A 21,809-nucleotide genomic window follows, 5' to 3' on the forward strand; every position below is an offset into this window, starting at 1 on the left:
GCAATTGCCGTTAATCCACGTTACGGATCTAAGCGAATGTATATTTTTACATTAATTTAGGGTGGTACCGCGGGAATCTATAACCTCTCGTCCCTTTCTAGGGATGAGAGGTTTTTTGTATTTTGGGCGGTGAAAATAAACAGAATTTCAAGGAGGGTATCTCATGAGCTTTAATCATCAAGAAATTGAGAAGAAGTGGCAAGGGTACTGGGAAGAGAATAAAACATTCCGTACGCCAGATGAGACAGAAAAACCAAAATTTTATGCACTAGATATGTTCCCATATCCATCAGGTGCAGGCTTACACGTAGGACATCCAGAAGGTTATACAGCGACAGATATTTTATCTCGTATGAAGCGTATGCAAGGGTATAACGTTCTTCATCCAATGGGATGGGATGCATTTGGTCTTCCAGCAGAGCAATATGCACTTGATACTGGAAACAGCCCAGCAGAATTTACAGAGCATAATATTAATACATTCCGTAATCAAATTAAATCATTAGGTTTCTCTTACGATTGGGACCGTGAAGTAAATACAACAGATCCAAACTACTATAAGTGGACACAATGGATCTTCCTGAAATTATTTGAAAAAGGTTTAGCTTACGTTGATGAAGTACCTGTAAACTGGTGCCCAGCACTTGGTACAGTACTTGCAAACGAAGAGATCATTGACGGTAAGAGTGAGCGCGGTGGACATCCAGTTGAGCGTCGTCCGATGAGACAGTGGATGTTAAAAATTACAGCTTACGGAGATCGCCTATTAGAAGATCTAGATGAGCTTGATTGGCCTGAAAGCTTAAAAGATATGCAACGTAACTGGATCGGTCGTTCTGAAGGTGCAGAAGTACACTTCAATATCGACGGTACAGACGAGAAGTTCACGGTGTTCACAACGCGCCCTGATACACTATTTGGTGCAACATACTGTGTACTTGCTCCGGAACATGCACTTGTTGCAGAAATTACAACAGCAGAACAAAAAGAAGCGGTAGAAGCTTACATTAACGCTGTAAAAATGAAGAGTGACCTAGAGCGTACAGAACTTGCGAAAGAGAAAACTGGTGTATTCACTGGTGCTTACGCAGTTAACCCAGTAAACGGTGAGAAATTACCAATCTGGATCGCTGACTATGTTCTTGCAACTTACGGAACAGGTGCTGTAATGGCAGTTCCAGCTCACGATGAGCGTGACTATGAATTCGCATCAGTATTTAATCTTCCAATGAAGGAAGTTGTAAAAGGCGGAGATATTACGAAAGAAGTGTACACAGGTGATGGTGCACACGTAAACTCAGCATTCCTTGATGGATTAAATAAAGAAGAAGCAATCGCAAAAATGATTGAATGGCTTGAAGCAACGAGCGCAGGAAATCAAAAAGTAACGTACCGTCTACGTGACTGGTTATTCAGCCGTCAACGTTACTGGGGTGAGCCAATTCCAGTAATTCACTGGGAAGATGGCACAATGACAGCTGTGAAAGAAGAAGAATTGCCATTAGTTCTTCCGAAAACAGAAAACATCCGTCCTTCAGGTACAGGTGAATCACCACTTGCTAACATTGACGAGTGGGTAAATGTTGTAGATCCTGAGACTGGTAAAAAAGGTCGTCGTGAAACAAATACAATGCCGCAATGGGCTGGTAGCTGTTGGTATTACCTACGTTACATCGATCCAAACAATAGCGAAGCACTTGTAGATCCTGAAAAAGTAAAACAATGGCTTCCAGTTGATATTTATATCGGCGGGGCGGAGCACGCTGTACTTCACTTACTATATGCTCGTTTCTGGCATAAAGTATTATACGATATCGGTGTAGTTCCAACGAAAGAACCGTTCCAACAATTATTCAACCAAGGTATGATTCTAGGTGAAAACAACGAGAAAATGAGTAAATCAAAAGGTAACGTTGTAAATCCTGATGATATCGTAGCAAGCCACGGTGCAGATACACTTCGTCTATACGAAATGTTCATGGGCCCATTAGATGCTTCAATCGCTTGGTCTGAAAATGGTCTTGACGGAGCTCGTCGTTTCCTAGACCGCGTATGGCGTCTATTCGTTCAAGATAACGGTGAATTAAGTGAGAAAATTACTGATGCACCAAATAAAGAACTTGAAAAAGCTTACCACCAAACAGTGAAGAAAGTAACAGAAGACTATGCAGAACTTCGCTTCAACACAGCGATTTCTCAAATGATGGTATTCATCAACGATGCATACAAAGCTGAAACACTTCCGAAAGAATATGTAGAAGGTTTCGTAAAAATGATTGCACCAGTTGCACCTCACATCGGGGAAGAGCTATGGAGCAAACTTGGATACAATGAAACAATCACATATGCAAGCTGGCCAACATTTGATGAGTCTAAACTTGTAGAAGATGAAGTTGAAATCGTTGTTCAAGTTATGGGTAAAGTTCGCGCAAAACTAACAATGAGTAAAGACGCATCAAAAGAAGAAATGGAACAACTTGCACTTGAAGCAATTCAAGACCAAATTGAAGGGAAAACAGTTCGTAAAGTAATTGTTGTTCCTGGAAAACTTGTTAACGTTGTTGCAAACTAATTTATTCTAAATGAAAGCTCAGAGTATGTATACTCTGAGCTTTTTTGTGTAAAAAATAATCTTTGGATCACTTTTATATAAGTTTTCAATTTATAAAAAATTTTACTTTAAAGACGTTTCGCATCTTTTCCTTTAATTTGTTTGTTGAGGAATTCTTATAAAGACAAACACCTATTCTTCACTAGGAAATATGATAAAAAAGGTAGGTAAAATTGAGTAGAAGAGGTGAAAGGAATGAAAGGGATCGACAATAATGCACCACATGGTTTCTTTGGGGGTGGATCGGATAGTTATGAACAAATGATGTTAATGGGAGGAGGACAACAAGGGTACGGTGGAATTCCGAGCTGGATGGGCGGAACACCTGGAGGTTTTTCTACATCAGTAGCTGGTGTACAAACTGGAATTCCAACATTAACAGGAGGATTTCCATCATCGGTAGCCGGAGTGCAAACTGGAATCCCGACATTTGTTGGCGGAGCAGCAGGAGGAGTACCAGTAGGCGTACCAACTGCATTTCCATCTTTCGTTGGAGGAGTACAGACAGGATTTCCTGTACCGGGAGTAGGTGTTGTAGCAGGAGGAGTAGGTGGATATCCGCAAGTAGTACACGGCCACCATGGACATCACCACCATCAAGGTCAACACGGCCACCATGGACATCACCACCATCAAGGTCAACATGGCCACCATGGACATCACCACCATCAAGGTCAACATGGCCACCATGGACATCACCACCATCAAGGGCAACACGGTCACCAAGGCCATCATCACCAGCAAGGTCATCACCAACAACAAGTACATCACCACGGACACCACCACATTCATCCGCAAGCTGTTCTTTATCAAACGCATCAAGGCCAACATGGTCACCATGGTCAACACCATCATCAAGGTCAACATGGCCACCATGGTCATCAGGGGCAACAAGTACATCACCACCAAGGTCAACACCATCACCAAGGCCAACACAGTCAACACAGTCAACACGGTCAACACGGTCATCAAGGCCACCAACAGCACCAACAATATCAGCAATATCAACAACAGCAACAATCTTCTCCTTGGACAGGTGGAATTGGAGCAGGAGGAGCAGGGGCAGCAGCAGGAGCAGCTAGTATTAGTGGAGCGGCAGGACACGCGGGGCACGTGGGTCATTAATGATTGGCAGAAAAAAGACATAATAAAAAACTGCTAGGAAATCCTAGCAGTTTTTTTCAGCTTCTTGACGCTGACGTTCAATTTCAGCACGAAGTTGCGGCTCTGGTGCCTGCCAGCCTTCTGGTTTTAGAATTTTGCCATCGCCTTCACGGAATCGAGGCTTCCCATCAGGGAATAGTTTTGCCATGTTGGCGTTGTTTACAATTTCGAATCCTTTATCTGGACGTACGCCCATTTCTGCAAACGTGCCGAATGCAAAGTAAATAAGGTCAATCAGTGCATCGTATTGATCTTCAACAGTCGTAGCCTCTAGAAATTCTTCTAGTTCTTCCTGCATAAAACTTGCACGGATTTTTGCACGCTCTTCTGTTAATTTTGTTGGAGTATTTGTCACAGGATGTCCGAATACTTCATGCATTTTCGCAACAAGTTCGTATCCTTTATCTAAACCTTTTTCGTTTGTCATGTTGTTTCATCCTTTCTTACGTTATGCCGAAGTTTATTGTAACATAAGGTGATTATGAAATGAAAAGAACATCTTATCGAAATAAGATGTTCGCTCGTTATTCTTCTTTTTTTATTAAAAGGGATGAAATAAGATCGATGCCAAAAATACCGACCAGTAACATTGGTATAACGACAAGCAAGTAACGTGTGAAGGAAACATTTTTTAAGTATGTATGAGCAAATAAAAAGACGCCGAGAAATAAAATACCATTTAAAATAGGCTTTACTAATTTTTTAGACATAAGCTCCCCCATAAATATCTTCTCTCTCTATTTGATAATAAAAAAACTCCTCTCTCCGTTGTATCATGCTGGAGAGAGGAGTTCAATCATTTCTCATTCAATGACACCAGAATTTGTAATATTTACGGTGTATTTTATATGAACCGGAACATCTTTATACATTTGTCTCCATTCTTCTAATTTGAATGGGCGATAATGTTGCTTATACTTTGCACCTAGCCCGAGAGGATCGACGCCTAAAGATTTAAGTTGCTTAATTAACTTAGCAGCTTGTTTATCTAATTGTTTTTGGACATCTTTTTCAATGTTTTTTGTGTTCTTGTTATTTTCTAAGTTAATTTGTTTTGATAGTTCTTGAATACGTGCATCAAGACGAACGTTAATGAAAAAAGAAGGCTTTCCGTTTTTAATTTTTATATCGTAAGTTGGAACAGAACGAATATTATTAATCATTACGTACGCAGAATCTGTTTTAAATTCATGTGAATCTAATTTATGTTTCTCTAATAGTCCTTTAAATATGAACATATCTTTTTCCGCAATTTTACCGATATATTTATCCTTTTTAAAAAGGCCAATTCCGGTAATTTTTATTTTATCACCATGCTTCTTTAGAATGGGAATATAGTAGTCTTTTCCTTCTTGATAATAGCGAAATGCTCCTATATGTAGATTATCCGCTGGTAAAGGTCCGGTCTCCATGTTATGTTCTAGCAATTTTTTTATATAAATTGCAACGTTGTATGAAGTCGAATATTTGCCTTTTAAAAGTTCAGTACCATTCCCATCTAATAAAGCAGCATATAAAGCGTTCCCTATATTCACATCTCGAAGTAATGTATCGAATGAAGTAGACATTCCTGTTTTGGCAAGTCTTATTGTATATAGAGCGACACGCATTTGTCCGCTAGCAAATGGTTGAGAAGACTCTAAAGATGTGTCTGCTTTTACTTGTTTTACCGCATTTGCACTGCCTTCAAAAACTTGAACTTTATTTCCTTTTTTCTGAATGGGACAAACGAATGTCACTTTTACTTTATTATCTTTTGCGACATCAAAAACGCTTCCTTGAATAAGTTGTACATCATCGATAATATTTTTTTGTAAACATCCAGTTAGACTGAAGAATGTTATACAAGAAATAAGTATTAATTTACTTGTGCTTTTGATTTTTTCCATTTTCTTTTCACCCACACAATAATAAATAGGATTGGGATGTATACATAAATGAGCCAAAAACTAACTTTTGATACATTACTAATAAAGTTATTAATATCGTGTCTGTTTGTTAAAAGTTGCGAAACAATGAGAGTGATAAAGATAAAAGCAATTAAAACACCCCTTTGTTTTACACGGAATATTTCATGAGTTCCTCTCATTGACGCCCATAAAGGGAGGATAAAACTTGAAATAATAACGAGTGCATAGCCTGAAATTGCAATATATTCGAGTCTTTCTATAAATGGTAATTGAATGACTTGGGTCATAGAAAGTTGTGCCCATATTGTTTTTAACAATTGCTTCTCACTAAAAAATGCAAAGGCTAAAAGGGTACTAAATAGATATAGAAGATTTGAAAATAGTGCTCCAAGCTGAGCGTATTTATGAGATTGCATAGGCTTTTTCACAAATGGATACACCATGAGGTAAATCTCAAAACCGGTCATACTGTAGATTGACAGTTGAGCGGATTTTAAAATGTCTGAAAAAGAATGTGTGAATATAGGTAGTAAATTATCCCAATGTGAATATTTCAAAACGAATAAGCTTAGAAATAAATATCCTAATGTACCACCAACAGAGATGACGCAAATACCGGTAATGACACGAAATCCAGAAGAGATAATGTAATAGCTAACTAAGCATAAAAAGAGTGTTAACATAAAGGTGGAAGCGGTAGGAAACATCCATACTTGAATAATTTCAACATATGTTCGGATGACTGAAATACTAACGATTAAAAAATAAGCCATAAAGATGATGCTAATGCCATTTCCTAGCCATTTTCCAAATGTTTGCCGATGTAAATCAACTAAATTCCCATTTGTTTCTTTTAATAAGACATACATCATCCATATAATAATATGGATGAAAATTCCTGTGATTATAACTCCCATCCAGCCGTCGTATCCAGCGGCTTTTGCGATAATTCGAGCGAATCCGAGAACTCCAGCACCGAACTGTGCACCGTGAATTAAGAAGAAAACAAAGACAGGAGATATTTGATATTTTTCTTGAACTTTACTCATCGAATGCACCTCATTTCTTAATCATCAAAGTCTGATCTATGTTTTGTTGAAATTCCTTTCGCTGCTTTTTTTACATGCTGTGGCCTTGCTTGTACATCTCTTGTATCAATCATTGTTAAAGGAAAACGAATCCAAGAATCTTTAACAGATTGTTGTCTTGTTGGATAAAACAAAGCGTACGGCTTGCGTAAAGAAGTAAGCCTGAATAGATGAGTAAATAAGAAGATAAATCCAAGAGAAATCCCGAACAATCCGCCTATTTCTGCAAACATAAGAAAAGGAAAGCGTAGTAATCGAACAGCGTTACCCATTTTATAAATAGGTGTAATAAAGGAAGCAAGTGCTGATAAGGCAACGATAATTAATAAAATATTGCTCGTTAAACCAGCTTGTACAGATGCTTGCCCGATTACGATACCGCCTACAATACCGAGCGTTTGACCAACTTTCATTGGTAACCTTGCGCCGGCTTCTCTTAATAAATCAATTGCAAGTTCTAAAAAGAGCGCTTCAATTAAAGGTGGGAATGGTACTTGTGCCCTTGATAAAATCAAAGTTTCAAGTAAATCACTTGGAATAAGTTCATAATGATAATTTAAAACTGCAACGTATAACGGTGTAGCGCAAATTGAAAATAGAACGGCAATTAATCTTAAAATCCTTGAAAATGTAGCGTACATCCAGGAGACGTTATAGTCTTCTGGTGAAATGAAAAAATCGAAATAGGATACAGGTGTTAGTAAAACACTTGGAGAACCATCAACGAAAATAGCGATTTTTCCATCAATTAGTGCTTTTGTAACTCTATCAGTGCGTTCTGTATTGATATAGAGAGGGAAGATTGATTTTTCACCCATCAATTCTTGTATATAAGCACTATCATTAATTTGATCATACTCAAGAGCGCGTAATGATTCTTCTAGAAAATCTACATTATCTTTTTCAGCGAGGTTGTCTAAATACATCATGACAACTTTTGTTTTGGAAAACTCGCCGATAATCATTTCTTTTGTTTGTAAATCCAAAACAGGAAGACGTTTTCGAACTAAATTAATGTTTGTATCAATATCCTCTACGAAACCTTCTTGCGGACCAATAACAGTTGATTCGTTTAAAGGAGGGGTTGGCGCACGATAATTATCAATTGCAATGTTTGCAAGCATACATTTTTGATCTTGCTGATTTAATTGAATGATTGCATGCCCCTTTAAAACCATATCCTCAATTTTTTGTAAATCGTTCGTAATTGTAATGCCGCTCATCGGAATATGTTCTTTTAGTTGTTCTAGAGAAGCACAAGGTTTCTCTAAAAGAGTAGGCATTAAATATTTCTGTAATTTCTCTCCATCAAGTGAAGGGCGATAGTAAGAAATCCAATAAGGCATCGTTTCATCGTCAGATGTATGGTAATTAATAAAATCACTAGACTTTTTAAGTTTCTCTATTAAATCTTGTAGGGAATGAATACGGTCTTTTTCTGGTTTTGTAAAGTCATAAATACTATTACCTCCAGAGCTTTGTTGCTTACTTTGAGAAGGTTCATCTTGCTTAGTATTTTGTTTTTTATCTTGAGAAGAATCACCTTGCTTAGCGCTTTGTTGCTTATCCTGAGAGGAATCACCTTGCTTAGCGCTTTGTTGCTTATCCTGAGAGGAATTCTCTTGCTTAGCGCTTTGTTGCTTATCCTGAGAGGAATCTTTTTGCTCGTTATTTTTACCCTTATTATGTTTCATACTTCTAGTCTGTTCTTCGTTATCACCCTCTTGATTGTTAGAATGCTGCTCCCAGTTATCTGTTTCGTTTGCTTCTGGTGTATTTGATTTTTTTTTCTTACGTAACCAATTCCAAATCATATGTACGCCCTCTTTAATCTTGTAATATAGTGCTATTTTGTGGCTAATTTTGTATATTATTCATTTATTTATGAAAAGAAGAAGGAGATTAGTTTGCACAGAAAAAAGTCTTTAGTAAGCAGTTCATACTATAACGGGGAGAGGGAGAGTCTGTGCAAATTGTAAAAAAAGAGAAATTTGTTTTAAAAGAGTTTGCGTTTGAAAATGGCAGAGAAATTCCTGTTCAAATGGGATACGAGACATATGGTACGTTAAATAGAGAAAGGTCAAATGTGATTTTGGTTTGTCATTATTTTAGTGCAACAAGTCATGCGGCAGGAAAATATACAGTGCATGATGAGGAGTCTGGTTGGTGGGATGGGCTCATTGGACCTGGGAAAGCAATTGATACAAATAAGTATTTTGTTATATGTACGGATAACCTTTGTAATGTGCAGGCGAGGAATCCATATGTGATTACAACAGGACCGAAATCGATTAATCTAGAAACTGGAGAAGAATATGCTATGGATTTTCCGGTTTTTACATTTCTTGATGTAGCTCGTATGCAATATGAGTTAATAAAAGGTATGGGAATTTCAAGGTTACACGCTGTAATCGGACCGTCGGCGGGGGGAATGATTGCACAACAATGGGCGGTTCACTATCCACATATGGTAGAGCGGATGATTGGCGTTATTACGAACCCACAAAATCCAATTATTACGTCAGTAAACGTAGCGCAAAATGCGATTGAGGCAATTCAACTGGATCCAAGTTGGAAAGATGGAAAATATGGAGAAGAGCAGCCTATAAAGGGGCTTCATTTAGCGAGTAGAATGATGTTTATGAATGCGTTTGATGAGCATTTTTATGAAATGGCATTTCCTCGTAATAGTATCGAGATAGAACCTTATGAAAAGTTTTCTACATTAACATCATTTGAAAAAGAGATAAATACAGCGACATATAGAAGTATAGAGTTAGTAGATGCAAATTCATGGATGTATACCGCGAAGGCAGTTTTATTGCATGATATTGCACAGGGGTTTTCTTCACTAGAAGAATCTCTTTCTAACATAGAAGCGAATGTACTTATGATTCCGTGTAAACAAGATTTGCTTCAGCCGTCTCGTTATAATTATAAAATGGTAGATATTTTACAAAAACAAGGGAAGTATGCGGAAGTGTATGAGATAGAAAGTATAAATGGGCATATGGCAGGAGCATTTGATATTCATTTATTTGAAAAGAAAGTTTATGAATTTTTGAATCGGAAAGTATCTAGTTTTGTGTAGAAGACAAATGATGGGGAAAAGGTGCAATGTTTGTAGTAGGCACCTTTTTTTACATGATTTGTAGACGGAAAATATATGTAGCGATTGCTATACCGAAAAACGCTATGCTAAGCAATAGAAATAAGAATGACATTTCTTGTGGGGATTTTATTTTTCTATTATTTTTCATACTAAGAGCAATAATTGCAGCGAGTAAGAACACAATGCCCATAATGAAAAGAAAAAGTGTCATTTTAATCGACTCCTTTCATAAAACAAGTATATTGAGGATACAATGTGCTAGTTATGTTTGTAAAGAATAAGTTTTGCGAGAAAATTGAGAAATAGTTTTTCGATTCTTTGCGTTCTTTCTTTTGCGTGCTAAAATTGGTAGAGAATGTTTGTGAAAAAGAAACTAAAGGTTTTATTGTATATAAGGAGGAACTACATATGACAGAAGTTAAAACAATTACTACAGAAGAGGTACAAGAGCGTTTAGAAAATGGAGAAACGTTATTTTTAGTAGACGTAAGAGAAGATGAAGAAGTAGCAGCAGGAAAGATTCCAGAAGCTGTACATATTAAAATGGGCGATATCCCACATAAAGTAGATTTCTTTAATAAAGAGAATGAATATATCTTTATTTGTCGTTCAGGAATGCGCAGTGAAAATGTATGTCATTATTTAAATGAGCAAGGATTTAAAACAGTGAACATGGTTGGCGGTATGCTTCAATATGAAGGTGAAACGAAATAGTTAATAGCTAAAAACTTGAAACGAGTCTGTTTCAAGTTTTTTTCTTTTGCATACAGTATAAAAAAGGAGGAGGGGGAAATGGGGATTAATTTGCGTCAAGTAAAAATTATTAATAATACAGGAGCTGTTAATGTCGGTGACTGTTATGATCTCTCACCTTTAGCTGTGGCAAAATTATATGCAGGTGCTGGGGGATCGAGTGCGGCTATTTTTTTAAATGGGAAAAGACAGCCAGAAGCAGTCATTAGAACATCAGTGTTTCTTCCGCCATTAGCAACGAGCACACGTACATTAGGTTCATAGAGGAAAGGTAGAGTGTAATTATGCCTGCTCATATAAAAGAATTTGTTATTGTGAATAACACTGGAAATATATTTACCGGTGATAATTTGAGTGATACTTCATTTACTGCTTCGAAATCATATAGTGGTTCAATGGGGTGCACTTGGATTGATGTTGTTACAGTAATAGGGACGGAGACGAAGCTTTGTTTACAGCCGGGCGATTCGGTGACGACAACATATACAAGAGGCACTCCTGCTGGTACTGTAACAGGAACAAATATGGGGCAAAGTGTAAATACATCGGGTATAGCACAAGCTGTCCCTAATACAGATAATATGGATTCAATTGCAGGACTCCCTTAAGGAATTAAGGGAGTTTTTATTATTTAAAATAAAAATAGTCTTGGAAATTATTTTTGTAAATAGATTAAGAAGAGGTTTATTTATTATGAAAAAGAAGGTTTGTAGGTGGTGAAAGTGTGAAGAATCGTGATAATAATCGGAAGCAAAATTCGTTAAGCTCTAATTTTAGAATTCCACCCGAACTTATTGGGCCTACTTTCCCCCCTGTTCCAACTGGATTTACAGGTATAGGGATTACTGGTCCAACCGGTCCACAAGGCCCAACAGGACCTCAAGGTGTGCAAGGGATACAAGGACCAGTTGGGCCAATAGGTGCAACTGGACCAGAAGGACAGCAGGGGCCACAAGGATTGAGAGGACCACAAGGAGAAACTGGAGCGACAGGACCTCAAGGGGTGCAAGGGTTACAAGGTCCGATTGGTCCAACGGGAGCGACTGGGGCACAAGGTATACAAGGGATACAGGGATTACAGGGGCCAATTGGAGCTACAGGACCTGAGGGACCTCAAGGAATTCAAGGCGTCCAAGGGTTACCGGGTGCAACTGGTCCACAAGGAATACAAGGAGCACAAGGGGTACAAGGAACACAAGGACCGAGTGGAAATACAGGTGCAACCGGAGCGACTGGTCAGGGGATAACAGGCCCGACTGGAATAACAGGTCCAACTGGAATAACTGGACCATCTGGAGGACCTCCTGGTCCGACGGGGCCGACTGGTGCGACAGGTCCGGGTGGTGGACCGAGTGGAAGTACAGGTGCGACTGGAGCAACGGGGAGTACTGGGGCTACAGGAAGTACAGGGGTAACAGGAGCAACGGGAACTACAGGTCCGACTGGAAGTACGGGAGCACAGGGCTTGCAAGGAATACAAGGAATTCAAGGGCCAATTGGCCCAACAGGTCCAGAAGGACCGCAGGGGATTCAAGGTATTCCTGGTCCTACAGGAATAACTGGTGAACAAGGAATTCAAGGAGTTCAAGGTATTCAAGGGATAATGGGAGCAACAGGAGATCAAGGTCCGCAAGGGATACAGGGGGCTATAGGTCCTCAAGGGGCCACAGGAGCAACAGGAGATCAAGGTCCACAAGGAATACAAGGAGTACCAGGGCCATCAGGAGCAACAGGACCACAAGGAGTTCAAGGGATACAAGGTCCAATGGGCGATATAGGACCAACAGGTCCAGAAGGCCCAGAGGGACTTCAGGGTCCGCAAGGAATACAAGGAGTACCGGGGCCAGCTGGAGCAACGGGTCCAGAGGGGCCACAGGGGATACAAGGCATTCAAGGACCGGTAGGAGCAACAGGCTCACAAGGTCCCCAAGGAATTCAGGGAATTCAAGGTGTGCAAGGGATAACGGGAGCAACAGGAGTACAAGGAGCAACTGGAATTCAAGGTATACAAGGGGAAATAGGAGCAACGGGTCCAGAGGGTCCCCAAGGAGTGCAAGGTGCTCAAGGGGCGATTGGTCCAACAGGTCCAATGGGCGCACAAGGAGTGCAAGGAATACAAGGGATTCAAGGCCCAACAGGTGCACAAGGAGTGCAAGGTGCTCAAGGAATACAAGGAATTCAAGGTCCGACGGGTGCAACAGGAGATATGGGAGCAACTGGGGCGACAGGGGAAGGCACTACAGGCCCAACAGGAGTAACTGGTCCGACAGGGGTAACAGGCCCATCTGGAGGACCAGCAGGACCGACCGGCCCAACGGGGCCATCAGGTCCGGCGGGAGTGACTGGTCCATCGGGTGGACCACCTGGCCCGACAGGAGCAACTGGTTCGACAGGAGTAACAGGAGATACTGGGGCGACAGGCTCAACTGGAGTGACAGGAGCGACAGGAGAAACGGGAGCAACCGGAGTGACGGGTTTGCAAGGTCCGCAAGGAATCCAAGGAGTGCAGGGAGAGATAGGTCCGACGGGTCCCCAAGGTGTTCAAGGTCCCCAAGGAATTCAAGGGGTAACGGGGGCCACTGGAGATCAAGGTCCGCAAGGGATTCAAGGTCCACAAGGCGACATAGGTCCAACCGGCCCACAAGGAATTCAAGGTCTACAAGGTTCTCAAGGAATCCAAGGAGCGACAGGGGGAACAGGAGCACAAGGCCCACAGGGTATCCAAGGTCCGCAAGGTGACATAGGTCCGACTGGGCCACAAGGTCCAACTGGAATCCAAGGGATACAAGGAGAGATAGGTCCAACCGGTCCAGAAGGCCCAGAGGGACTTCAGGGCCCGCAAGGAATACAAGGTGTTCAAGGGCCAGTTGGAGCAACGGGTCCAGAGGGTCCTCAGGGGATACAAGGCATTCAAGGACCGGTAGGAGCAACCGGCCCACAAGGTCCACAAGGAATACAGGGAATACAAGGTGTGCAAGGGATAACGGGAGCAACTGGAGCACAAGGAGCAACTGGAATTCAAGGGATACAAGGGGAAATAGGAGCAACCGGTCCAGAGGGGCCCCAAGGAGTGCAAGGTGTACAAGGGGCGATTGGTCCAACGGGTCCGATGGGGACACAGGGAGTGCAAGGAATTCAAGGGATTCAAGGAGCAACAGGTGCGCAAGGAGTGCAAGGACCACAAGGAATTCAAGGGATACAAGGTCCGACGGGAGTAACAGGAGATACGGGGGCAACCGGAGCGACGGGAGAAGGAACTACCGGTCCAACAGGAGTAACCGGTCCAACAGGGGTGACTGGCCCATCCGGAGGACCAGCAGGACCGACCGGGCCAACGGGGCCATCAGGTCCGGCAGGAGTGACAGGTCCATCAGGTGGACCACCTGGCCCGACAGGAGCAACAGGTGCGACAGGAGTAACAGGAGATACCGGGGCGACAGGCTCAACTGGAGTGACAGGAGCGACAGGAGCAACGGGAGCAACCGGAGTGACGGGTTTACAGGGTCCGCAAGGAATCCAAGGTGTTCAAGGAGAGATAGGTCCAACCGGTCCACAGGGTATTCAAGGTCCACAAGGAATACAAGGAGTAACGGGGGCAACCGGAGCACAAGGTCCCCAAGGAATTCAAGGCCCACAAGGCGACATAGGTCCAACCGGCCCACAAGGAATTCAAGGTCCACAAGGTCCTCAAGGAATCCAAGGAACGACGGGGGCAACCGGAGCACAAGGCCCACAGGGAATCCAAGGTCCGCAAGGTGACATAGGTCCGACCGGCCCACAAGGCCCACAAGGAATTCAAGGCCCGCAAGGAATTCAAGGTCCAACGGGAGCTACAGGAGCAACCGGAGCGACAGGTCCACAAGGAATTCAAGGCCCGCAAGGAATCCAAGGTCCAACGGGGGCTACAGGAGCAACCGGTTCACAAGGTCCAACTGGAGATACAGGTCCAACTGGAGCTGGAGCCACTGGAGCGACCGGGGGGACTGGAGTTAGTACAACTGCAACGTATGCGTTTGCGAATAATACATCAGGAACCGCTATTTCGGTTTTATTAGGTGGTACGAACGTACCATTACCGAACAATCAAAATATTGGCCCAGGAATAACCGTTAGTGGTGGAAATACTGTATTTACAGTTGCGAATGCAGGAAACTATTATATAGCCTATACAATTAATTTAACGGCAGGTTTACTTGTAAGTTCTCGTATAACTGTAAATGGCAGTCCGCTTGCGGGAACGATAAATGCCCCGACAGTCGCTACTGGTTCATTTAGTGCAACAATAATCGCTAACTTGCCTGCTGGAGCTGCTGTTAGCTTACAGTTATTTGGAGTAGTTGCAGTAGCTACATTATCTACGGCAACGCCAGGGGCTACTCTAACTATTATTAGATTAAGTTAATAAGCAGAAAACCTTGAAACTTTTATGTTTCAAGGTTTTTTATCCTTGTATTTGTAAGTAAACCTCGTTAACCAGGGGGAGTGGATACCCTCTAATTATTTAAAGTTTCACTTTATTCACTTGAGCAAAAACATCGCAGTTCGAAAATATATTATAATAGAATGAAAAGAAAGAAATTTGGCAGAAAGGGAGGGTGGCGATGCAGGAGATGGTTAAAGATTTTTTTGGACGCCCACTTCAAGATTTACGTATATCTGTCATTGATCGTTGCAATTTTAGATGTACATATTGTATGCCGGCGGAAATATTTGGGCCAGATTATGCTTTTTTGAAAGATGAGTTTTTACTAACTTTTGATGAAATTGAGCGTTTGGCAAAATTATTTGTTAACATCGGTGTACGAAAAATTAGAATTACTGGCGGTGAGCCACTACTTCGTAAAGATTTAGCAAAACTTATTGCACGTCTTGTGAAAATTGATGGGCTAATAGATATAGGGTTAACGACAAATGCTATCCATTTAACGAAACAAGCAAAGGCATTAAAAGAAGCCGGATTACATAGAGTGAATGTTAGTTTAGATGCGATAGATGACGACATATTTAGGAATATTAATGGTCGAAATATTAATACGAAACCGGTGATTAAGGGAATTATAGCAGCTAAAGAGGCGGGGCTGGAAGTCAAGGTAAATATGGTTGTGAAAAAAGGGATGAACGATCATCAAGTACTTCCGATGGCTGCGTATTTTAAAGAGCAAGGAATCACGCTTAGGTTTATTGAGTTTATGGATGTTGGTAGTACAAATGGGTGGAATTTTGATCAAGTGGTTACAAAACGAGAATTGATTGAGATGATTCATAAGGTGTATCCGCTTGAGCCAGCTGAAGCCCATTACTTTGGTGAAGTTGCGAAGCGATATCGGTATGTTGGAACAAATGTTGAAGTTGGTTTTATTACATCTGTTTCTGAGTCATTTTGTGCCTCTTGTACGAGGGCGAGAATTTCGGCAGATGGAAAGTTTTATACGTGCTTATTTGCGACAGAAGGTTTGAATGTAAGAGAACTTCTTAGAGGAAATCTTTCGGATGAGGAGTTATTAAGTGTTATACAAGATGTATGGATGAATAGAAAAGATAGGTATTCGGATGAACGGACAGAAGAAAGTGCAAAAAATCGTCCGAAAATCGAAATGTCTTATATAGGAGGATAAGAAAGGGGGCTATCGCATGCAGGAGCGATATTCAAGACAAATATTATTTTCTGGTGTTGGAGAAGAAGGACAGAGAAAAATAAGAGAGAAGCATGTGCTTATTATTGGTGCTGGTGCTCTCGGTGCGGCAAATGCAGAAGCGATTGTTAGAGCAGGGGTTGGAAAAGTAACGATTGCTGATCGTGATTATGTAGAATGGAGTAATTTACAAAGACAACAACTATATACGGAAGAAGATGCAAATCAGTATAAACCGAAGGCGATAGCGGCTGCAGAACATTTACAAGCGATTAATTCTGAGGTGGAAATAAATCCGGTTGTGACGGATGTAACGGTGCAAGAAATGGAAGAGCTAGTGCGTGATGTAGATTTAATATTAGATGCGACAGATAATTTTGAAACGCGTCTTCTCATTAATGATATTTCACAAAAGTATAATATTCCGTGGATATATGGTGGTTGCGTCGGGAGTTACGGAGTAACGTATACAATTTTACCAGGGAAAACACCGTGTTTTCGCTGTTTAATGGAGCATCCAGCGAGCGGAGCAACATGTGACACAGCTGGTATTATACAACCAGCAGTACAATTAGTAGTTGCGCATCAAATTACGGAAGCGCTGAAAATATTAGTAGAAGACTTTGGGGCGCTTCGTGAAACGATGTTATCGTTTGATCTTTGGAATAATCAACAGATGGCATTTAAAGTGAATAGACAGAAAAAAGATACTTGTTTATCTTGCGGAAGGTTACGTACATATCCGAGTTTAACATTTGAAGCACAAACAAAAACAGAAGTGCTATGTGGGCGAAATACAGTACAAATTCGCCCGGGTGTGCGGAAGAACTTTAATTTAGAAGAAATTAAAAAGCGCTTACAAAGAAGCGTAGAGATAAAGGCGACACCTTATTTATTATCATTTCCGGTAGAAGAATATCGTTTTGTTTTATTTACAGATGGCAGGGCGTTCATTCATGGGACGAATGATATGAATGTAGCGAAAAGTTTATATGCAAGATATATAGGTTGAACCTAAAGGGAATCCTTTAGGTTCAACGGAGAGAGGATTATGAATTTCTCGTATAATCTCCACTTTTTCCACCTGTTTTTTCAAGTAAGTACGTTTCGCCGATAATCATACCTTTATCGACAGCTTTACACATATCATACACAGTAAGAGCGGTAGCGGAAGCAGCTGTTAAAGCTTCCATTTCAACACCGGTGCTACCTTCTGTTTTAACTTTTACTTCAATGAGTAAACGATATTGTTCTTCTGATTGTTTCCAATCGAAAGAAACGTCAACACCTTTTAATAATAAAGGATGGCACATTGGGATAATATCAGAAGTTCGTTTCGCAGCCATAATGCCTGCGATTTGCGCAACTGCTAATACGTCACCTTTCCCAATTTCATTATGAGAGATTTTATCGTAAATTTCTTTCGTAACGACAATGCTAGAGCACGCAATTGCTGTTCGAACGGTTGCTTTTTTGTCGCTTATATCAACCATTTTTGCGCGTCCTTGGTCATTAAAATGTGTAAATGAAGACATGGAATTCCTCCTTGAAGTAATTTCTATTGAATACATAAAGTTTAATCGAGATAAAAAAAATTGCAAATATGAGGTGAGAAACGATGGTAGAAAAACGAATTCCAATTCAAGTTGCTGAGGCAGTAGAACGGGTAATGAAATATGCGAAACATGGTGAAGTAGAAGAAATTTCTATTACGGAAAGTTACGGGAGAATTCTCGGGGAAGATGTTGTCTCAGATCATGACGTTCCTCATTTTGATCGTTCCCCTTACGACGGTTTCGCCATTCGAGCAGAAGATACGAAAGGAGCAACCCAAGAGAATCCAATTGAATTTGAAGTAATAGGAGAAATCGGGGCGGGTTCTGTTTTTTTAGAAGAAGTAGGAGCTTTTAAGGCGATTCGCATTATGACAGGAGCAGCTATTCCAGAAGAATGTAATGCAGTCGTAATGCTCGAGCTGACAGAAGGGTTTGAGAAGAACGGGAAAACATATATGAAGTTAAAACGCCCTTTTAATAACGGTGACAATGTGTCGTTTAAAGGAGAAGACATAAAAAAAAATCAAGTTCTCGTTAAGAAAGGTGTTGCAATTAACCCAGGGATTGCAGCCTTACTAGCAACGTTTGGATATAGCACTGTGAAAGTTGTAAAACAGCCTGTTGTCGGTATTGTAACGACAGGAAGTGAATTATTAGAAGTACATGAGCCTTTAGAACCGGGGAAAATTAGAAATAGTAACTCGTATATGATCGCAGCTCAAATTATGAAAGCTGGCGGGAAAGTTCGTTATTATGGTCAACTCGCGGATGAGTTAGATGCATGTTTTACAGCTGTTCAATTAGCGATGGATGAGGTCGACATTTTAATTACAACAGGCGGTGTATCAGTAGGAGATTATGACTACTTACCAGCTATTTATGAAAGGTTACAGGCGAATGTACTCTTTAATAAAATAGCCATGAGGCCCGGAAGTGTAACGACAGTAGCTGAAGTTGATGGAAAGTTACTCTTCGGTTTATCAGGAAATCCGTCTGCTTGTTATGTAGGCTTTGAATTATTTGTGCATCCAATTATAAAAACATATTTGTATGCGAAGGAACCTCACGTATATAGAGCGGATGCTATTTTACAAAAAGATTTTTCGAAGCCAAATCCATTTACTCGTTTCGTAAGAGCGAACGTAACAATTGTGGACGGGGCGTTACAAGCGATGCCGGTTGGTTTAGATAAATCGAGTGCAGTATCTTCACTTGCAGATGCGAATGCTTTTATCGTGTTACCTGGAGGAACGAGAGGATTTGAGACTGGGATGAAAGTATCCGTATTATTGTTAGAGCACTCTGAGGGATGTGATTGGCCATGGGCAAAGCCCCTTCAATCTTACAAATAGTAGGATATCAAAATAGCGGAAAAACGACACTTGTAGAGAAAATTGTGCATGTGTTAGCTGAAAGTGAAATGAAAGTTGCTACAATTAAACATCACGGGCACGGAGGTTTTCCAGAAGTAGCGCAAAAAGATAGCGAAAGACACCGTAAAGCTGGTGCTGTCGTAAGTAGTGTAGAAGGTGCTGGATTGCTTTCACTTTCTTCACTAAGAAAGAAATGGTCCTTGCAAGAAATTATTCGCTTATATGAGTTTTTTGAAGTGGATACAATTTTAATAGAGGGCTATAAAAAAGAGAACTACCCGAAAGTAGTGTTACTTCGTTCTGCGGAAGACGTTGAACTTGTACATAAAGTAGAAAATATAGTGGCGATTATTACGTGGTATGATGTCCCGGCAAATATACGAGAAGAATATAAAGTATTTCATATAACAGAAGAAGAGTTGTACATAGACTGGTTTTTACAAACGGTTAGGAGTGCGAAATGACAAATACATATTATGAAGTAATTGATACAGAAATCTCGATTGAAGAGGTAACGAAGAAAGTGATTCGACGTGAATGCGGTGCTGTTACAACATTTATTGGAACGGTTAGAGAGTTTACGAAAGGGCGTCGTACATTATACTTAGAGTATGTTGCTTATAAGACGATGGCAGAAAAGATGCTAGAGAAAATTGGTCTGGAAGTGAAAGAGAAATGGCCGGGTACATATGTTGCGATTACACATCGCATCGGTACGTTGCAAATTTCTGATATAGCGGTTGTTGTTGCTGTTTCAACACCACACCGTAAAGCGGCTTATGAAGCAAATGAATATATTATGGAACGCATAAAACAAATTGTTCCGATTTGGAAAAAGGAGTTTTGGGAAGATGGTGACTCATGGATTGGTGATCAATTAGAAAAAACACCATATCCGGCGGGAGAGCCTGGGAAGGAGCTATAAGTATGATTCGAGTATTGTTATTTGCGCACTTGCAAGAAGAGGCAGGAACAAGTGAATTACAAATAGAGAAAGAAAATATTACGGTTGCAGAGTTAAAAGATGTTGTTGCGAAAGAATATAATGTACCAGTTTCAGAGCCAATTATGGTTGCGATTAATGAAGAATACGCAAATGAAGATGACAGGGTCCAAGATGGTGATGTGGTTGCACTTATACCACCAGTGAGTGGTGGTTAATATTGGATTCATTAAAACGACTTTCCTAAGTAGGGGAAGTCGTTTTTTTATGGCGTTTTTGAGAACACTAACTTATAGGATAAGGAGGACGTTATGAAAAAAATATGTGTAATTATTACAGCGATATGTTCTATCTTTTTCTCTTCTCCAAGCGATTCTTTCGCGAAAGAATCAAGAGAACAGCTTTTAGAGAGTGCGTTATTGAATAGGTACTATTCGGTTATTAGACAAGTGACAGAAGATCAATATGAATGTGATGCAGTTATAAATATAAAGCGTCTCGGCAGGAAAGATGAATTTGTTCCTAGATTTGAAGTGACACTACAATTTCTTACATTTCAAGGGGCGCATAATCCGCCAAATGACAAAGTTACACTTACTTTGGAGGATTATTTAGATCATATAAAGGTAAAAAATGTGGAGCGAGAAAAAAATGTTTCTAATGATGTTGTAGAAAAGATTTGTGCTCGCAAAAAAGAAAAAATGAAAGCTCATTCTAATGATTGAGAGCGGTAACTTATTCCGCTATTTGCGGGGTGATTAAAGTTTCAATTTATGACATTTTACAGAGAAAGGTAATGGGCGATGGATATATTTTTAGCAATTTTACCAGCTATATTTTGGGGGAGTATTGTGTTATTTAACGTAAAACTGGGCGGGGGACCGTATAGTCAAACGCTTGGAACAACGTTTGGAGCACTTATTTTCTCAATTGTTGTTTATATTTTTATGAAGCCAGTATTAACACCTACTGTGATTGGGGTTGGAGTTGTGTCAGGTTTATTTTGGGCGCTTGGTCAGGCGAATCAATTGAAAAGTATTGATTTAATGGGCGTTTCGAGGACGATGCCAATTTCAACAGGACTTCAATTAGTTGCGACGACTTTATTTGGCGTTATCGTATTTCATGAATGGTCCACGACAATATCGGTCGTCCTTGGGATTTTAGCGCTCGTTTGTATTATTGTCGGTGTTATTTTAACATCACTTCAAAGTGAAGAAGAAAAGAATGCAGAGCAAGCAGCAAATTTTAAAAGAGGTATCATAATTTTATTAATTTCAACAGTCGGTTATTTAGTTTACGTAGTAGTGATTAGACTATTTAACGTAGATGGTTGGTCAGCTTTATTACCACAAGCAGTTGGTATGGTATTAGGAGGGATTTTGCTTACCTTTAAACATCATCCATTCAATAAATATGCAATCCGAAATATTATTCCAGGATTAATTTGGGCAGCTGGAAATATGTTTTTATTCATTTCGCAGCCGCGTGTTGGAGTCGCAACAAGTTTCTCGCTATCGCAAATGGGGATTATTATTTCCACGCTTGGTGGGATCCTTATATTAGGTGAAAAGAAAACGAAACGCCAATTAACGGGTATCGTTGTCGGTATCGTTTTTATTATTGCAGCTGGAATTATGTTAGGTATAGCAAAAAGTTAAAGGAG

General features: G+C 40.4%; 22 protein-coding genes and 1 other annotated feature (1 of these 23 cut by a window edge). Of the genes, 15 read left to right on the forward strand and 7 right to left on the reverse strand.

What is annotated here, in order from left to right:
* Nucleotides 1-98: a binding site (T-box leader), on the forward strand (it extends 122 nt beyond the left edge of the window).
* 65 nt (nucleotides 99-163) lie between these two features.
* Together leuS and CQ064_RS04610 are read left to right on the forward strand one after the other, a co-directional pair.
* On the forward strand, nucleotides 164-2,572 hold the full coding sequence (leuS, locus tag CQ064_RS04605; RefSeq protein ID WP_000009460.1) for a leucine--tRNA ligase: 2,409 nt from the start codon (nucleotides 164-166) through the stop codon (nucleotides 2,570-2,572).
* A 234-nt stretch (nucleotides 2,573-2,806) separates the two neighbouring features.
* Nucleotides 2,807-3,736 carry a hypothetical protein gene (locus CQ064_RS04610; protein WP_103568107.1) on the forward strand — a complete coding sequence of 310 codons (930 nt, stop codon included), beginning with the start codon at nucleotides 2,807-2,809 and terminating at the stop codon, nucleotides 3,734-3,736.
* A 43-nt stretch (nucleotides 3,737-3,779) separates the two neighbouring features.
* On the opposite strand, the gene CQ064_RS04615 is transcribed toward CQ064_RS04610, so the two are convergent.
* The 5 genes from CQ064_RS04615 to CQ064_RS04635 form a co-directional block, all read right to left on the reverse strand.
* Nucleotides 3,780-4,202: a pyrophosphohydrolase domain-containing protein gene (locus CQ064_RS04615; protein WP_000180554.1), complete on the reverse strand. Its 423-nt coding sequence runs from the start codon at nucleotides 4,200-4,202 to the stop codon at nucleotides 3,780-3,782.
* Between the two features lie 97 nt (nucleotides 4,203-4,299).
* Entirely contained in the window at nucleotides 4,300-4,485 is a 186-nt protein-coding gene (locus CQ064_RS04620; RefSeq protein ID WP_000038781.1) for a hypothetical protein, read from the reverse strand.
* A gap of 93 nt (nucleotides 4,486-4,578) precedes the next feature.
* Nucleotides 4,579-5,664 (reverse strand): spore germination protein GerHC, encoded by a 1,086-nt coding sequence (gene gerHC, locus CQ064_RS04625; RefSeq protein WP_000411392.1) that lies wholly within the window; start codon nucleotides 5,662-5,664, stop codon nucleotides 4,579-4,581.
* Nucleotides 5,634-6,734, reverse strand: a complete 1,101-nt coding sequence (locus CQ064_RS04630; RefSeq protein WP_000049082.1) for a spore germination protein — start codon at nucleotides 6,732-6,734, stop codon at nucleotides 5,634-5,636. The genes gerHC and CQ064_RS04630 overlap by 31 nt, the downstream gene beginning before the upstream one ends.
* A 17-nt stretch (nucleotides 6,735-6,751) precedes the next feature.
* Nucleotides 6,752-8,587, reverse strand: coding sequence for a spore germination protein (locus CQ064_RS04635; protein ID WP_105559638.1), 1,836 nt, complete (start codon nucleotides 8,585-8,587; stop codon nucleotides 6,752-6,754).
* A 152-nt stretch (nucleotides 8,588-8,739) separates the two neighbouring features.
* Between CQ064_RS04635 and CQ064_RS04640 the strand changes: the two genes are divergently transcribed.
* Complete coding sequence (locus CQ064_RS04640; RefSeq protein ID WP_001167615.1) at nucleotides 8,740-9,864, forward strand: homoserine O-acetyltransferase family protein; 1,125 nt, start codon at nucleotides 8,740-8,742, stop codon at nucleotides 9,862-9,864.
* A 49-nt stretch (nucleotides 9,865-9,913) separates the two neighbouring features.
* Here CQ064_RS04640 and CQ064_RS04645 read toward each other — a convergent pair whose 3' ends face one another.
* A complete protein-coding gene (locus tag CQ064_RS04645; protein ID WP_000171888.1) occupies nucleotides 9,914-10,096 on the reverse strand; it encodes a hypothetical protein in 183 nt (60 codons plus the stop codon).
* 197 nt (nucleotides 10,097-10,293) lie between these two features.
* Between CQ064_RS04645 and CQ064_RS04650 the strand changes: the two genes are divergently transcribed.
* The 6 genes from CQ064_RS04650 to CQ064_RS04680 all read left to right on the forward strand — a co-directional run bounded on the left by CQ064_RS04650 (nucleotide 10,294) and on the right by CQ064_RS04680 (nucleotide 17,283).
* Complete coding sequence (locus CQ064_RS04650; protein WP_000141207.1) at nucleotides 10,294-10,599, forward strand: rhodanese-like domain-containing protein; 306 nt, start codon at nucleotides 10,294-10,296, stop codon at nucleotides 10,597-10,599.
* Nucleotides 10,600-10,677: 78 nt separating this feature from the next.
* Entirely contained in the window at nucleotides 10,678-10,902 is a 225-nt protein-coding gene (locus CQ064_RS04655; protein ID WP_000512472.1) for a spore germination protein, read from the forward strand.
* Nucleotides 10,903-10,922: 20 nt separating this feature from the next.
* A complete protein-coding gene (locus CQ064_RS04660) occupies nucleotides 10,923-11,246 on the forward strand; it encodes a hypothetical protein (protein WP_001110855.1) in 324 nt (107 codons plus the stop codon).
* Nucleotides 11,247-11,362: 116 nt separating this feature from the next.
* Nucleotides 11,363-15,040: a BclA-related collagen-like exosporium protein gene (locus CQ064_RS04665; RefSeq protein ID WP_000796094.1), complete on the forward strand. Its 3,678-nt coding sequence runs from the start codon at nucleotides 11,363-11,365 to the stop codon at nucleotides 15,038-15,040.
* A 199-nt stretch (nucleotides 15,041-15,239) separates the two neighbouring features.
* Nucleotides 15,240-16,253, forward strand: a complete 1,014-nt coding sequence (gene moaA / locus CQ064_RS04675) for a GTP 3',8-cyclase MoaA (RefSeq protein ID WP_001157111.1) — start codon at nucleotides 15,240-15,242, stop codon at nucleotides 16,251-16,253.
* A 16-nt stretch (nucleotides 16,254-16,269) separates the two neighbouring features.
* The gene (locus CQ064_RS04680; RefSeq protein ID WP_001158110.1) at nucleotides 16,270-17,283 is read left to right on the forward strand and encodes a molybdopterin-synthase adenylyltransferase MoeB; all 1,014 of its coding nucleotides are present in this window, start codon (nucleotides 16,270-16,272) and stop codon (nucleotides 17,281-17,283) included.
* A gap of 37 nt (nucleotides 17,284-17,320) precedes the next feature.
* On the opposite strand, the gene moaC is transcribed toward CQ064_RS04680, so the two are convergent.
* A complete protein-coding gene (gene moaC / locus CQ064_RS04685; RefSeq protein WP_000094146.1) occupies nucleotides 17,321-17,806 on the reverse strand; it encodes a cyclic pyranopterin monophosphate synthase MoaC in 486 nt (161 codons plus the stop codon).
* Nucleotides 17,807-17,889: 83 nt separating this feature from the next.
* On the opposite strand from moaC, the gene CQ064_RS04690 reads away from it, so the two are divergent.
* From CQ064_RS04690 to glcU, 6 genes are all read left to right on the forward strand, one after another.
* The gene (locus tag CQ064_RS04690; RefSeq protein ID WP_000229699.1) at nucleotides 17,890-19,179 is read left to right on the forward strand and encodes a molybdopterin molybdotransferase MoeA; all 1,290 of its coding nucleotides are present in this window, start codon (nucleotides 17,890-17,892) and stop codon (nucleotides 19,177-19,179) included.
* The gene (gene mobB / locus CQ064_RS04695; RefSeq protein ID WP_000513628.1) at nucleotides 19,149-19,664 is read left to right on the forward strand and encodes a molybdopterin-guanine dinucleotide biosynthesis protein B; all 516 of its coding nucleotides are present in this window, start codon (nucleotides 19,149-19,151) and stop codon (nucleotides 19,662-19,664) included. Before CQ064_RS04690 ends, mobB begins: the two co-directional genes overlap by 31 nt.
* Nucleotides 19,661-20,125: a molybdopterin synthase catalytic subunit MoaE gene (moaE, locus tag CQ064_RS04700; RefSeq protein WP_000185943.1), complete on the forward strand. Its 465-nt coding sequence runs from the start codon at nucleotides 19,661-19,663 to the stop codon at nucleotides 20,123-20,125. The genes mobB and moaE overlap by 4 nt, the downstream gene beginning before the upstream one ends.
* Nucleotides 20,126-20,127: 2 nt before the next feature.
* A complete protein-coding gene (gene moaD, locus CQ064_RS04705) occupies nucleotides 20,128-20,361 on the forward strand; it encodes a molybdopterin converting factor subunit 1 (RefSeq protein ID WP_000621772.1) in 234 nt (77 codons plus the stop codon).
* A 93-nt stretch (nucleotides 20,362-20,454) separates the two neighbouring features.
* Nucleotides 20,455-20,868: a DUF3888 domain-containing protein gene (locus CQ064_RS04710; RefSeq protein WP_000717656.1), complete on the forward strand. Its 414-nt coding sequence runs from the start codon at nucleotides 20,455-20,457 to the stop codon at nucleotides 20,866-20,868.
* 78 nt (nucleotides 20,869-20,946) lie between these two features.
* Nucleotides 20,947-21,804, forward strand: coding sequence for a glucose uptake protein GlcU (gene glcU / locus CQ064_RS04715; RefSeq protein WP_000350865.1), 858 nt, complete (start codon nucleotides 20,947-20,949; stop codon nucleotides 21,802-21,804).
* Nucleotides 21,805-21,809: the final 5 nt, after the last annotated feature.

The organism is Bacillus sp. MYb78 (assembly GCF_002975115.1).
Lineage (GTDB): Bacteria > Bacillota > Bacilli > Bacillales > Bacillaceae_G > Bacillus_A > Bacillus_A cereus.

Coding starts and splice junctions, on each gene's coding strand:
- CQ064_RS04710 (WP_000717656.1), top strand. CDS start 20,455: ATGAAAAAAATATGTGTAATTATTACAGCGATATGTTCTATCTTTTTC.
- moaE (WP_000185943.1), top strand. CDS start 19,661: ATGACAAATACATATTATGAAGTAATTGATACAGAAATCTCGATTGAA.
- moaC (WP_000094146.1), bottom strand. CDS start 17,806: ATGTCTTCATTTACACATTTTAATGACCAAGGACGCGCAAAAATGGTT.
- CQ064_RS04680 (WP_001158110.1), top strand. CDS start 16,270: ATGCAGGAGCGATATTCAAGACAAATATTATTTTCTGGTGTTGGAGAA.
- leuS (WP_000009460.1), top strand. CDS start 164: ATGAGCTTTAATCATCAAGAAATTGAGAAGAAGTGGCAAGGGTACTGG.
- moaA (WP_001157111.1), top strand. CDS start 15,240: ATGCAGGAGATGGTTAAAGATTTTTTTGGACGCCCACTTCAAGATTTA.
- glcU (WP_000350865.1), top strand. CDS start 20,947: ATGGATATATTTTTAGCAATTTTACCAGCTATATTTTGGGGGAGTATT.
- CQ064_RS04645 (WP_000171888.1), bottom strand. CDS start 10,096: ATGACACTTTTTCTTTTCATTATGGGCATTGTGTTCTTACTCGCTGCA.
- gerHC (WP_000411392.1), bottom strand. CDS start 5,664: ATGGAAAAAATCAAAAGCACAAGTAAATTAATACTTATTTCTTGTATA.
- CQ064_RS04620 (WP_000038781.1), bottom strand. CDS start 4,485: ATGTCTAAAAAATTAGTAAAGCCTATTTTAAATGGTATTTTATTTCTC.
- CQ064_RS04655 (WP_000512472.1), top strand. CDS start 10,678: ATGGGGATTAATTTGCGTCAAGTAAAAATTATTAATAATACAGGAGCT.
- CQ064_RS04630 (WP_000049082.1), bottom strand. CDS start 6,734: ATGAGTAAAGTTCAAGAAAAATATCAAATATCTCCTGTCTTTGTTTTC.
- CQ064_RS04650 (WP_000141207.1), top strand. CDS start 10,294: ATGACAGAAGTTAAAACAATTACTACAGAAGAGGTACAAGAGCGTTTA.
- mobB (WP_000513628.1), top strand. CDS start 19,149: ATGGGCAAAGCCCCTTCAATCTTACAAATAGTAGGATATCAAAATAGC.
- CQ064_RS04610 (WP_103568107.1), top strand. CDS start 2,807: ATGAAAGGGATCGACAATAATGCACCACATGGTTTCTTTGGGGGTGGA.
- CQ064_RS04660 (WP_001110855.1), top strand. CDS start 10,923: ATGCCTGCTCATATAAAAGAATTTGTTATTGTGAATAACACTGGAAAT.
- moaD (WP_000621772.1), top strand. CDS start 20,128: ATGATTCGAGTATTGTTATTTGCGCACTTGCAAGAAGAGGCAGGAACA.
- CQ064_RS04615 (WP_000180554.1), bottom strand. CDS start 4,202: ATGACAAACGAAAAAGGTTTAGATAAAGGATACGAACTTGTTGCGAAA.
- CQ064_RS04690 (WP_000229699.1), top strand. CDS start 17,890: ATGGTAGAAAAACGAATTCCAATTCAAGTTGCTGAGGCAGTAGAACGG.
- CQ064_RS04635 (WP_105559638.1), bottom strand. CDS start 8,587: ATGATTTGGAATTGGTTACGTAAGAAAAAAAAATCAAATACACCAGAA.